Annotated in this window: 2 protein-coding genes and 1 pseudogene; all 3 read left to right on the top strand. The window is 65.8% G+C overall.

The genetic code is table 11. The features are described from left to right. Window positions 1-15 precede the first annotated feature (15 nt). Window positions 16-5,983: pseudogene (locus JGU71_RS04245) on the top strand (SDR family NAD(P)-dependent oxidoreductase); the annotation flags it as partial. A 247-nt stretch (window positions 5,984-6,230) separates the two neighbouring features. Further along, entirely contained in the window at window positions 6,231-13,073 is a 6,843-nt protein-coding gene (locus tag JGU71_RS04240) for a type I polyketide synthase (RefSeq protein WP_199702560.1), read from the top strand. Further along, window positions 13,070-14,467, top strand: a complete 1,398-nt coding sequence (locus JGU71_RS04235; RefSeq protein WP_199702557.1) for an MFS transporter — start codon at window positions 13,070-13,072, stop codon at window positions 14,465-14,467. The genes JGU71_RS04240 and JGU71_RS04235 overlap by 4 nt, the downstream gene beginning before the upstream one ends. The last annotated feature ends 25 nt before the right edge of the window (window positions 14,468-14,492 follow it).

Below are 14,492 nucleotides of genomic sequence, written 5' to 3'. Positions count from 1 at the left end.
ATGACAGGGGTTGGAATGGACACCGGCAGCGCGGATCCCCAGCAGGACAAACTCGTTCGGTACCTGAAGAAGGTTGCGGTCGATCTCAACGAAACCCGGTCGCAACTGCGGGAACTGGAAGAACGCGCAAACGAACCCATCGCAATCGTGGGGATGAGCTGCCGGTATCCCGGCGGGGTGACGTCGCCGGCCGAACTGTGGGAATTGGTCGCCTCGGGCCGCGATGCGATGTCGGGCCTGCCTACCGATCGCGGCTGGGATCTCGAGCAGCTGTACCACCCCGATCCGGATCAGCCAGGCACGTCGTACACGCGCGTGGGCGGATTCATCGACGGGGCAGCCGATTTCGATGCCGATTTCTTCGGGATCAGTCCCCGTGAGGCGCTCGCCATGGACCCACAGCAGCGGCTGCTGCTGGAGGCGGCATGGAAGGCGCTCGAGGACGCCGGCATCGACCCGACCTCGCTGCGGGGTAGCGATACCGGAGTCTTCTGCGGCGTCGGCGCATCGGACTATGCAGCCGGACCCGCCGGCGGTCAGTCACAGCTGGAGGGCTTTCGGCTGACCGGGTCGACGTCGAGCGTGGTGTCGGGCCGAGTCTCCTACACGCTCGGCCTCACCGGACCGTCGGTGTCGATCGATACCGCCTGCTCCTCGTCGTTGGTGGCATTGCATCTCGCAATCGGGTCGCTGCGAGCGGGGGAGTCGTCCATGGCGCTCGTCGGCGGCGTCACCGTGCTGTCGGGCCCGTTCCTCTTCGTCGAGTTCAGTAGGCAGCGCGCGCTCTCGCCCGACGGTCGGTGCAAGTCGTACGCGGCTGCCGCAGACGGAACGGGCTTTGCTGATGGTGTCGGACTTGTCGTGTTGGAGCGGCTTTCGGAGGCGCAGCGGCTCGGCCACCGAGTGCTGGCGGTCGTTCGCGGCAGCGCGGTGAATCAGGACGGTGCGAGCAACGGTCTGACGGCGCCGAACGGGCCGTCGCAAGAGCGAGTCATCAAGGCTGCGTTGGCGAACGCCGGGGTGCGCGGGGACGAGGTCGATGCTGTCGAGGGCCACGGCACCGGAACGAAGCTCGGTGATCCGATCGAGGCGCAGGCGTTGCTGGCCACCTACGGACGTGAACGGACCAACGGCCCGCTGCGGCTCGGATCGATCAAGTCGAACATCGGCCACACCTCGACCGCGGCAGGCGTCGCAGGTGTGATCAAGATGGTGCAGGCGCTCCGGCACGAAATTCTTCCGTCGACCCTGCACGTCGATTCGCCTTCACCACATGTGAATTGGGATTCAGGACAGGTCGAGCTGCTCACCGAGTCCAGAAAATGGTCGAGGAACGGGAACCCGCGTCGCGCAGGTGTGTCGTCGTTCGGCGTCAGCGGGACCAACGCGCACGTCATCCTCGAGGAAGCGCCTGCATCGGAGACAGAGACCATGCAGGTCGAACGAGCGATCCCTGTGGTTCCCGTGCTCGTGTCCGCGCGCGGTGAGAAGTCGCTGCGGGCGCAAGCGGGCGCGCTGCTCGCCCACCTTCGTGAGCGGCCCGATGTGTCGTTGCTCGACGTCGGCTTCTCCTCGGCAACTACACGCGCTCAGCTCGAGCACCGCGCCGCGGTCGTGGCAACCGACCGAGACGAGTTGCTGGCCGGGTTGAGCGCCCTCGCCGCTAACGAGCCGGCTGCCAGCGTGTTCCAGGGTCACTCCGGCGGAGGCGACGCGGTATTCGTGTTTCCTGGGCAGGGCGCGCAATGGGTCGGCATGGCTGTCGGGCTCTTGAATTCCTCGCCTGTGTTCGCCGAGCGGATCGCCGCGTGCGGTGAGGCTTTCGCGGAGTTCGTAGATTGGCGACTAGAGGATGTGCTCCGTGACGAGGACGGTGCACCGACGCTCGAACGTGTCGACATCGTGCAGCCTGCCCTGTTTGCCGTGATGGTCTCCCTTGCCGCGCTGTGGCGCGCCTCCGGGGTGGAACCAGCTGCGGTGGTTGGGCATTCGCAAGGCGAGATCGCTGCCGCATACGTCGCCGGGGCGCTGTCGTTGCGCGATGCCGCCCGGATCGTGACCGTGCGCAGCCGATTGGTCCGGGAACGGTTGGCTGGCCGGGGCGCAATGGTATCGATCGCATTGTCGGCCGACCACGTCACCGAACTGATTGCGCCCTATCGAAACCGAGTGTCGATCGCAGCAGTCAACGGTCCTGCGTCGGTGGTGATATCAGGCGAACCGGACGCATTGGACGCCCTCATCGCCACCTGCGAACGCGACGAGATCAGGGCTCGCCGGATTGCGGTCGACTACGCGTCGCATTCTGCGCAGGTCGAGGCGATCGAGAGCGAGTTGCTCGAGTTGCTCGCCCCACTCGAGCCGCAGCGCTCGACGATCAGGCTCTATTCGACCGTGACCGACAGCGTCATCGACACCACCACGATGGACGCCGGCTACTGGTACCGAAACCTGCGCGGCACAGTCGGATTCGAACCCGCCGTGCGGGCGTTGGCCGCCGACGGCGCGACGTGCTTCATCGAAATGTCGCCGCACCCGGTGCTGACGATGGCAGTCGAAGAGTCCGTGGGGCCGAACGTTGCGGTTATCGGATCTCTGCGTCGCGACGACGGCGGGTTGGACCGGTTCACGATCTCGGCGGCCGAAGCGCACGTGGCGGGCGTCGCGGTCCAGTGGCCGGTGTTCTTCGTCGGAACCGGCGCTACGCGCGTCGCGCTACCGACGTATACCTTTACACCGCAGCGCTTCTGGTTGACACCCGGTGTCGGTGGCAATGACGTGTCCGCCGCAGGGCTCCGCCGAATCGACCATCCCCTGCTGTCCGCAGCGCTACAGGTCGGTGACCGCGACGAGTGGATCCTCACCGGGCGGTTGTCGCAAGACACCCAGCCATGGACCCGCGATCACGTAGTGCTCGGCACCGTCATCGTGCCTGGTGTCACCTTCGTGGAACTGGCGTCCGTTGCCGGACACGAAGTTGGCTGCCCCACGCTGGACGAGTTGGTGATCGAGGCACCACTTGTGCTCGACGACACCGCCAGACAGATCCAGGTGACGGTCGGGCGAGTCGTCGACGACGGCCGCCGCGAGGTGACAATCTTCTCCCGTACCGACAGTGAGCAGAACGCCATCTGCCACGCTCGTGCCTGGTTGACCACCGATGTGATTGTGCAGGAGCGCTTTCCGTCACAGTGGCCGCCGGCTGGAGCCGAGCCCATAGCTGTCGACGGCTGGTACGAGGATTTGGCGAACGTCGGCTACGACTACGGCCCGACCTTCCGCGGGCTGCTCGCGGCGTGGCGGCTTGGCGATGTCACCTACGCCGAGGTCGCACTCCCCGACGGCATCAGCGGTGCAGGCTTCGCAGTCCACCCGGCGCTCTTCGACGCAGCACTGCATCCGGCGCTCATCGGCAAGACCTCGGGATCGGCAGTCGAGCTGCCGTTCTCCTGGTCCGGTGTGCAGCTCGGACACAGCGGGGTTACTCGGGCACGAGTGCGAATCACCCGTACCGGAGCAACCCTGCTGCGCGTCGATGTGGCTACCGAGCAGGGCGAACCTGTCGTCACCGTAGATCGACTGGCCTCCCGGCCCGTCGATCCGGGACAACTCGGGGGTGGGCAGCAGTCGTTGTACGCGCTGGAATGGGTTGCGGTGCAGAATGGTTCGGCCACCAGCGAGGTCGAGGTAGCGCACGTCGACACAGCGGCAGGCGCATTGGACGTCGTGCAATCCTGGCTGGCAAAGGAGTCCGAGACGCCGCTGGTCCTAGTCACTCGCGGTGCCGAGAACGACCCTGTAGCGGCGGGGGTGTCGGGTCTGGTGCGTAGCGCGCAGTCGGAGCATCCTGGTCGCTTCGTTCTGGTCGATGTCGATGGGGGTCCGGAGCCGGACTGGGCCGCGTTGGCCGACCTCGGTGAGCCCCAGCTCGCTGTGCGCGACGGCGTCGTCACGGCGCCGCGGCTCGTGCGGGCACCGTCGCCGCGAGATAACCTGTGGCGGTTGGGTATCACGGCGAAGGGCTCGCTCGACGGATTGGCGATCGTCGCATCGGACGCGCAACGGCCGCTCGCAGCGGGTGAGATTCGGGTCGGGGTTCGAGCTGCCGGGCTGAACTTCAGGGATGTGTTGATCGCGTTGGGGATGTATCCGGGCGACGCGCCGCTCGGAAGCGAGGGCGCCGGGGTCGTGCTCGAAATCGGTTCCGAGGTAGCCGATCTGGCACCGGGTGACCGAGTCATGGGATTGATGACCGATGGATTCGGACCGATTGCGGTGACGGATCACCGCATGCTGGTGCCCATCCCCGCCGGATGGTCGTTCGTGCAGGCGGCCGCGGTGCCGGTGGTGTATCTGACCGCCTACTACGCCTTGGTCGACCTCGCGAATGTGCGGTCGGGCGAGCGGGTGCTGGTGCATGCCGCGGCTGGTGGGGTGGGGATGGCGGCTGTTCGGATTGCGCATCATCTTGGGGCCGAGGTCTTCGCGACCGCGAGCCCGTCGAAGTGGGACACGTTGCGGGAGTTGGGGATTGCCGAGGATCGGATCGCGTCGTCGCGTGACCTCGGCTTCGGCACTGCCTTTGCGGGTATCGATGTCGCGCTGAATGCACTGGCCGGCGAATTCGTCGACGCCACTTTGGGGTTGATGGCTCCCGGCGGCCGATTCGTCGAGATGGGCAAGGCCGATGTCCGCGATCCGGACGTTGTCGCGGATCGCCATCATGGCGTGCGCTATCGCGCGTTCGACCTCGTCGATGCCGGACCGGACCGGATCCAGCAGATGTTCCTCGCAATAACCGGGCTGTTCGCCGAGGGTGTGTTGGCTCATGCTCCGGTGCGGACGTGGGATGTGCGTGCTGGTGGGGAGGCGTTTCGGTTTTTGCGGGAGGGTCGCAATGTCGGCAAGGTTGTGTTGACGGTGCCTGCGCCGATCGATCCGGAGGGGTCGGTGTTGATTACGGGTGGTACGGGTGGGTTGGGGTTGGTGTTGGCTCGGCATTTGGTGGGTGTGTATGGGGTGAAGCGTTTGGTGTTGGTGTCGCGGCGGGGTCGGGCTGGGGTGGATGCGGCGGGGCTCGAGGTGTTGGCGGGGCTCGAGGCGTTGGGGGCCGAGGTGCGGGTGGAGGTGTGTGATGTGGCCGATCGGGGTGCGGTGGGGGCGTTGTTGGATTCGTTGCAGTGGCCGTTGACGGCGGTGGTGCATGCGGCGGGTGTGCTCGATGACGGTGTGGTGGAGTCGATGTCGCAGGAGAGTTTGGCGGGGGTGTTGCGTCCGAAGGTGGATGGGGCGTTGGTGTTGCACGAGTTGACGGCGGGGTTGGATGTGTCGGCGTTTGTGTTGTTTTCGTCGATGGCGGCGTTGGTGGGTAGTGCGGGTCAGGCGAATTATGCGGCGGCGAATGCTGGGTTGGATGCGGTTGCGGTGCTGCGTCGGGCGCAGGGGTTGCCTGGTGTGTCGTTGGCGTGGGGGTTGTGGGCGGATGGCACGGGGATGACGGGTGGGTTGGGGGAGGAGGAGTTGGCGCGGTTGGGTCGGTTGGGGGTGGGTGCGATGTCGGCGGAGCAGGCGTTGGGTTTGTTCGATGTGGCGTTGCGGTCGGATCGGGCGCTTCTTGCTCCGGTTCAGCTCGATCTCGCTGCGCTGCGACACCAAGCCAAGGCCGGGCTGCTTCCGGCACTGCTGCGTGGATTGGTGCGGGCACCGGTGCGAGAGGTGGCGGCCAGTTCGGGTTCGTTGGCGCAGCGGCTCGCCGGAATGCCTGCTGCTGAGCGGGAGTCGGTTGTTGTCGATCTTGTGCGGTCTCATGTTGCGGCGGTGTTGGGTCATTCGGGTTCGGGCAGTGTGGATCCTGATCGGGCGTTCAAGGATCTTGGTTTCGATTCGCTTGCTGCGGTGGAGTTGCGGAACCGCTTGACGCAGGCTACGAGTCACAAACTTCCCGCGACGCTGATCTTCGAGCATCCCACGCCGACAGCGGCCGCACGTTACGTGTTGTCGATCGTAAGGCCGGATGACGCGCCCGACGCGGACCGGCCATCGGGTGACGACGAGATCCGCGACCTGTTGGCTGCGATTCCGATCGAGCGGCTGCGCAGGGCGGGCCTGCTCGACACACTGCGAGAGCTGGCGGCCGGTGATCTCTCCGACGACCTGCCCGGCGACGATGCCGCGTCGATCGACGATCTCGACGCCGATGCTCTCATCCGGATGGTTCAGGAGGATGTTGCATGAGTTCGAACACGGAACTGGTAGAGGCACTGCGGAAGTCGATCAAGGAAACCGACCGACTACGGCAGCAGAACCGTCGGCTCGTTGCGCAGTCGACCGAACCGATCGCCATCGTCGGCATGAGCTGCAGGTATCCGGGCGGCGTCTCGTCGCCGGACGAGTTGTGGGAACTCGTGGCATCCGGTCGCGATGCGATCACCAGCGTGCCGACCGACCGTGGCTGGAATATCGATGATCTGTACGACCCGGATCCGGATCGGATCGGAAAGTTCTACACCCGCGGCGGCGGCTTCCTCGACCGGCCAGGCGAGTTCGACGCCGAGTTCTTCGGGATCAGCCCGCGCGAGGCGCTGGCGATGGATCCGCAACAGCGGTTGTTGCTCGAAGCGGCGTGGGAGGCGTTCGAAAATGCGGGCATCGATCCGGTGTCGTTGCGCGGCAGCGCTACCGGAGTCTACTGCGGAGGATTCAAATCGGAGTACGGCGAACCGATGCCACCCGAATTGGAGGGGTATCGCACCGGCCTGCTGACCAGTGTCCTTTCGGGCCGCGTCTCCTATGCGCTCGGTTTGGCCGGACCAGCAGTGTCGGTCGATACGGCGTGTTCGTCGTCGTTGGTCGCGATGCATCAGGCGGCACAGGGCTTGCGTGCAGGTGACTGTTCGCTGGCGTTGGTCGGCGGAGTGACGATCCTTGCCGGACCGACGTTGTTCGTCGAGTTCAGTCGGCAGCGTGGTCTCGCGGAGGACGGTCGGTGCAAGGCGTATGCCGCGGCGGCTGACGGCACCGGCTTTGCCGACGGTGTCGGTCTGGTCGTGTTGGAGCGGCTGTCCGAAGCGCGGCGCAACGGTCGACGAATCTTGGCTGTGCTGAGTGGCAGCGCAGTCAATCAGGACGGTGCGAGCAACGGATTGACGGCACCGAGCGGATCCGCGCAGGAACGGGTGATCCGGGCTGCGCTGACCAACGCTGATGTGGGTCCCGAGGATGTCGACGCCGTCGAGGGCCACGGGACGGGTACGAAGCTTGGCGACCCGATCGAGGCGAGAGCGTTGCTCGCGGTCTATGGCCGGAACCGGACGAACCCGTTGTGGTTGGGCTCGATCAAGTCGAACATCGGCCATACGTCCGCAGCCGCGGGTGTTGCGGGGGTGATGAAGATGGTGCTTGCGTTGCAGCACGAATTGTTGCCCGCGACGCTGCATGTGGACGAACCGTCGCCGCATGTGGATTGGGAGTCCGGCCACGTCGCGTTGCTCACCGAGGCGCAGAAGTGGTCGCGCAACGGGAGGCCGCGTAGAGCCGGGGTTTCGTCGTTCGGGATCAGCGGCACCAACGCGCATGTCATCCTCGAAGAGGCGCCTGCCGATGTACCGGTGGAGGTTCGCGTCGATCGGGTGCTCCCCGCGGCACCGGTGCTCGTCTCGGCCCGCACCGACAGCGCACTGCGTGCGCAAGCCGGTCGGCTACGTGCTCACCTGCTAGCGCGGCCCGATGTGTCGGTACTCGACGTCGGATTCTCGCAAGCCACGACGCGAGCGCTGCTCGAGCGTCGTGCGGTCGTCGTCGCATCGACGCGCGACGAACTGTTGCACGGGCTCGATGCGCTGGCAGCCGACGTTTCAACGACGCGGGCTGTCGATGGAAAGACGGCCTTTATGTTCAGCGGCCAGGGATCGCAGCGGGCGCGCATGGGTGCCGAACTGGCGCAGGCGTTTCCGGTATTCGACCGCGCGCTTGACGAGGTCTGCGCGGAGTTGGACGGGCGGGTCGGTCGCTCGGTGCGAGACTTGTTGTCCGACGATTCCACGCTGTTGGATGCGACCGAGTTCACCCAGCCCGCGTTGTTCGCCGTCGAGGTCGCGTTGTTCCGGTTGGTCGAATCACTCGGCATACGTCCGGACTACCTGATCGGCCATTCTGTCGGCGAGCTTGCCGCCGCGCATGTGTCCGGCGTGTTGACGTTGCCGGACGTATGCACACTCGTGGCGGCGCGGGCACGCTTGATGGGTGCACTTCCGCCGGGTGGCGCGATGGTTGCGGTCCAGGCCGACGAGTCCGAAATCGCGCCGTCGCTCGACGGCTTCGCCGGTCGGCTGGCAATTGCAGCGGTGAACGCGCCGCGCGCTGTCGTCGTATCCGGCGACACCGATGCGGTCGACGAATGGCTGCCGCAGTGGTCGGGCCGAAAGACCACACGGCTCAAGGTCAGCCACGCTTTCCACTCGCCCCGGATGCAACCGATGCTCACCGAGTTCGAGAGCGTGGCAAAGAGTCTGACGTTCGCAGAACCGCGGATCCCGATCGTGTCGAACCTGACAGGCGCTCTCGTGTCTGTGGAGCTGACCGACCCGATGTACTGGGTGAACCATGTCCGCAAGGCGGTGCGGTTCGCAGACGGCGTCGCAACCCTGCACGAGCTGGGGGTTCGTCGGTTCCTCGAACTCGGCCCGGACGCGATTTTGACCGCGATGGCGCGGCAAACCCTCGACGAGAACGACAACATCCTTGTCGCTGCGGCGCTGCGTGCTCGCCACTCCGAACCCGCGACGTTTGCAGGGTTCCTCGGGCAGGCGCACGTCGCGGGCGCAGCGGTGCAGTGGCCGACGTTCTACGACGGTACGGGCGCGCAGCAGGTCGACCTGCCCACGTATGCGTTTACGCGCCAGCATTTCTGGATCATGCCGACCGCTGGTGTCGGGGACATCTCGGCGGCCGGTCTAGGTCGGGTGGACCATCCGATCTTGGCCGCGGTAGCGCAGATCGGCGACAGCGACGAGTGGCTGTTCACCGGATCGATATCCCAGCACACGCACCCATGGACCCGCGACCACATGGTGTTCGGGATCGTGTTGCTACCCGGCACAGCGCTGGTCGAGCTGGCACTCGCGGCCGGTCGGACCGTCGGGTGCCCTGTACCCGACGAACTGGTGATCGAAGCTCCTCTCGTGCTCGATGCCGACACGACGCGCAGAATCCAGGTGACGGTCGGGCACGCCGATACGGACGGCCGCCGCGAGATCGGGATCTTTTCGCGCCAGGACGACGACCACAGCGGGACGTGCCATGCGCGCGGTTGGCTGACTGCGGACGTGGTTGTGCCGGAACCGTTTCCGGTGCACTGGCCACCGCCGGGTGCCAAGTCGACTGCGGTCGGGGATCTATACCCCGGGATGGCCGACCTCGGGTTCGACTACGGCCCAACATTTCGGGGCGTCCGAGCAGCCTGGCGCAGCGGCGACGACATCTACGCAGAGGTCGTGCTGCCGGAAGAGGCACTTGCCGAAGGCTTCGTGATACATCCCGCTCTGTTCGATGCGGCGTTGCACGGTGTCCTGCTGCAGCAGGGTGCGGATGTGGCTGCGGTGCTGCCGTTTTCGTGGTCGGGTGTTCGGCTTGGGCGGTCGGACGTCTCGACAGTCCGGGTGCGGATCCGGGCTATCGGACAGTCCGACGGACCCGCACTGCGGATCGACATCGTCAGCGAACACGGCGATCCCGTTCTCGAGGTGGCTCGCCTGGACACACGTCCTGTGGAGGCGGCGCAGCTCGGCGGTGGACACGATTCGTTGTTCGAGCTGGAGTGGGTCGCGGTACCCGACGGTGTGCGAGCCGGTGCTGTCGAGGTGGCGCGCGTGGACACTGCAGCGCAAGCTCTGGAGTCTGTGCAGACCTGGCTGGCACAGGCGCCCGCCGACGCGCGGTTGGTGCTGGCGACCCGTAACGCCGAGAAGGATCCGATTGCGGCCGGGGTCTCGGGGCTCGTGCGAAGCGCGCAGTCGGAGCATCCTGGCAGGTTCGTACTGGTCGACGTCGACGACGGTCCCGATCCCGACTGGAGTGCGCTGGTCGGTACCGACGAGCCGCAGCTTGCGATCCGCGCCGGACGTGTGCTCGCGCCTCGTCTCGTGCGTGCGAGCGGTCCTCGGGAGGGCCTGTGGCGGTTGGGAATCACGAAGAAAGGCTCGCTCGAACATCTCGCCATCGTGGCGTCGGATGCCGACCGAGTGTTGGCAGCAGACGAAGTGCGGATAGGAGTGCGGGCTGCAGGCCTGAACTTCCGGGACGTTCTGATCGCCTTGGGGATGTATCCGGGCGATGCGCCGCTCGGTAGCGAGGCAGCCGGGGTGGTGCTCGAGATCGGTTCGGCGGTAACCGATCTCGCACCAGGCGATCGCGTGTTCGGGCTGGTGTCGGATACCTTCGGTCCCGTTGCCGTCGCCGATCGGCAGATGGTCACCACTATGCCGGACGACTGGTCGTTCGTGCAGGCAGCCGCGGTGCCGGTGGTGTATCTGACTGCGTACTACGGTCTGATCGATCTGGCGGGTGTGCAGCCGGGGGAGCGGGTGCTGGTGCATGCCGCGGCTGGTGGGGTGGGGATGGCGGCTGTTCGGATCGCGCAGCACCTTGGTGCCGAGGTGTTCGCGACGGCGAGTCCGTCGAAGTGGGACGCGTTGCGGGAGTTGGGGATTGCCGAAGATCGGATCGCCTCGTCGCGAGACCTCGGCTTCGGTGAGACCTTCGCAACCGGTGTGGACGTCGTGTTGAATGCGCTGGCAGGCGAATACATCGACACCACCTTGGGTCTGTTGTCGCCAGGTGGCCGGTTCCTCGAGATCGGCAAGGCCGATGTTCGAGACCCGGAAGTCGTTGCGCGAGAACACCCTGGTGTGCGGTATCGGGCGTTCGATGTATCCGAGGCAGCTGGCGCCGACCGAATTCAGCAAACACTCGCCCAGGTCGTCGAGTGGTTCGCCGAGGGTGTGTTGGCTCATGCTCCGGTGCGGACGTGGGATGTGCGTGCTGGTGGGGAGGCGTTTCGGTTTTTGCGGGAGGGTCGCAATGTCGGCAAGGTTGTGTTGACGGTGCCTGCGCCGATCGATCCGGAGGGGTCGGTGTTGATTACGGGTGGTACGGGTGGGTTGGGGTTGGTGTTGGCTCGGCATTTGGTGGGTGTGTATGGGGTGAAGCGTTTGGTGTTGGTGTCGCGGCGGGGTCGGGCTGGGGTGGATGCGGCGGGGCTCGAGGTGTTGGCGGGGCTCGAGGCGTTGGGGGCCGAGGTGCGGGTGGAGGTGTGTGATGTGGCCGATCGGGGTGCGGTGGGGGCGTTGTTGGATTCGTTGCAGTGGCCGTTGACGGCGGTGGTGCATGCGGCGGGTGTGCTCGATGACGGTGTGGTGGAGTCGATGTCGCAGGAGAGTTTGGCGGGGGTGTTGCGTCCGAAGGTGGATGGGGCGTTGGTGTTGCACGAGTTGACGGCGGGGTTGGATGTGTCGGCGTTTGTGTTGTTTTCGTCGATGGCGGCGTTGGTGGGTAGTGCGGGTCAGGCGAATTATGCGGCGGCGAATGCTGGGTTGGATGCGGTTGCGGTGCTGCGTCGGGCGCAGGGGTTGCCTGGTGTGTCGTTGGCGTGGGGGTTGTGGGCGGATGGCACGGGGATGACGGGTGGGTTGGGGGAGGAGGAGTTGGCGCGGTTGGGTCGGTTGGGGGTGGGTGCGATGTCGGCGGAGCAGGCGTTGGGTTTGTTCGATGTGGCGTTGCGGTCGGATCGGGCGCTTCTTGCTCCGGTTCAGCTCGATCTCGCTGCGCTGCGACACCAAGCCAAGGCCGGGCTGCTTCCGGCACTGCTGCGTGGATTGGTGCGGGCACCGGTGCGAGAGGTGGCGGCCAGTTCGGGTTCGTTGGCGCAGCGGCTCGCCGGAATGCCTGCTGCTGAGCGGGAGTCGGTTGTTGTCGATCTTGTGCGGTCTCATGTTGCGGCGGTGTTGGGTCATTCGGGTTCGGGCAGTGTGGATCCTGATCGGGCGTTCAAGGATCTTGGTTTCGATTCGCTTGCTGCGGTGGAGTTGCGTAACCGGTTGACGCAGGCTACGGGTCACAAACTTCCCGCGACCCTGATCTTCGAGCACCCGACACCGACCGCAACCGCACGGCTGATCCTCGAAACATTCGAAGTGGCAAAAGAACCGACCCCCGCCCGATACGCCGAGCTCGTCCCTGAATTCGGAAGTGGTAGCGGAACGGTCGGCGAGATGATTCGGCACGCGTTTGCCGCGGGAACGATCGCGGACGCGCTACCGATGCTGGCGGAGGCGTCACAGTTTCGCCGCTCGTTCGCAGCGGCCGCCGAACTGGAGGGGGCCGACGACAACTTCGTCGTCAAGCTTGCATCCGGCAGTGCGACAACGAAACTCGTCTGTGTTCCCTCGTTCGTCGTCGGATCCGGTCCGCATCAGTTCATGAGATTCGCGGACCATTTCGACACAACGCACGACGTCTTCGCATGCTCGCTCCCCGGCTTTCGTGGCACGGAAGCGGTGCCACGCTCCTGGACGGTCGCCGTGGATGTGCTCGCGTCCTCGATGAGGCGAGTTGTCGGTGACGGTCCTATCGTGCTCGTCGGCTATTCGATCGGTGGCCTGGTCGCGCACTCGCTCGCAGCCGAACTCGAGAAGCAGGGCAGCGCTGTAGCCGGGGTCGTGATGATCGACACGCCCATGCCCGCTGATCGGCAGGAGACCGATCGGATCTTCGCGATGGTCATGGCCGAGATTCTCCGGGACCGTCGAGACACCCGAGACGACGAGATCGGCGACGACGCCTGGCTCGCAATGGGCACCTACATGCGCCTGCTGCGCGACCGCCGATCCACACAGATCGGCGCGCCGACGCTACTGATCCGCGCAACCGAAGGAATCGGTGGGGGCGCCGCCCCGATCGACTGGCCGTGGTGGCAGGAGAGCGACGAGCAAGCCGATGTCGTCGCTGACCACTTCTCCCTCATCGGAGATGCCGCAATCGACACCGCAACAACGACGAAAAGGTGGATCGAGTCATGAATCAGGTCGAGCCGCGACGTCGCGGCGCTATTGCCGTCGTACTTGTCGCAGTATTCGTATCGTCACTCGACGTGATGATCGTCAACATCGCGTTCCCCGACATGTTGCTTTCGTTCTCCGACGCGACCCTCGGCGACCTCTCCTGGGTCCTCAGCGCCTACGCGATCACGTTCGCCGCGCTGCTGATGCCCGCCGGGCGGTGGGCAGACAGGTCGGGACGCAAGCGCGCATTTCTGGTGGGACTCGTCGTGTTCACGCTGGCCTCCGCTGCCTGCGCTGCGGCTCCGATGCTCGAGGTGCTCGTGGCAGGCCGCGTCGCGCAAGGCGTTGGCGCAGCTTTGATGACGCCGAGCTCGCTCGGCCTGCTGCTCGCTCTGTTCCCAGCCGAGAAACGCGGTGCAGCAATAGGTTTGTGGTCTGCGATGAGTGGAGCGGGCGCCGCATTCGGTCCGCCGATCGGAGGCTTGCTCGTTCAGGCCGACTGGCGCTGGGTGTTTCTCGTCAACCTGCCGATCGGCGTCGCCGCCGTGATCGTCGGCATACGGACGCTGCCGGAAATGCGCGAGGAGCGACCGACCGCTCCCGACGTTCTCGGCGCAGTTGTCCTTGCCGCAACGGCAGCGGCGATCGTTGCGGCGATCGTTCAGGGTCCGGATTGGGGTTGGACCAGCGGCGGCGTGGTCGGACTGTTTGCGCTCGGCATCGTCGGCGTCGTATTCAGCGTGCGACGCACGTTCCGGCATCCGGCGCCCGTCATCGATCCCGCGATCCTGCGCATCAGAAGCGTCGCTGTCGGCGATCTCGCGACGTTCTTCCTGTTCGGCTCGTTCGCTGCGTTGATCCTTGCCTCGACCTTGTTCCTCACCGGGATCTGGCACCACTCTGTGTTGCGTGCGGCCATGGAGATTGCGCCTGGACCACTGATGGTCGCCGTGGCAGCTGTCCCCGGCGGCATCCTCGCTGAGCGCTACGGTGCTCGCCTGGTTGGACTGGTAGGCAGTGTGCTGTTCGCCGCGGCAGGTGTCTGGTGGGTGCTTGCGACGGAAGTCGCTCCCGCGTACACGACGACATTTCTGCCCGCGCTGCTCGTCGGCGGCGTCGGGCTCGGTCTACTCCTGACGAGCGTCGCGTCGGCGGCAACGCTGTCCCTTCCGCCGGAGCGCTTTGCCACGGGCAGCGCACTGATGACGATGTGCAGGCAGGTCGGTGTTGCGATCGGAGTCGCTGTTGTCGCAGTGATTCTCGATGTTCGTCCTGACCTTGCCGCCTTCCACACGGCCTGGCTTTTTATGGCCGGCTGCAGCCTCGCTGCGGGCCTCACGCTGCTCATGCTCGGCGCCGAGCGGAGTAGTGACACCGTCGAGGCGGCCCAGGTGGCCGCAGCAACGAACTGACCTGATCCAACTACAAAGGAAGCAC

The sequence above is a fragment of the Antrihabitans stalagmiti genome, assembly GCF_016482825.1.
GTDB classification, from domain to species: Bacteria; Actinomycetota; Actinomycetes; order Mycobacteriales; family Mycobacteriaceae; genus Antrihabitans; species Antrihabitans stalagmiti.
This window is presented reverse-complemented; position numbering and strand designations above follow the sequence as displayed.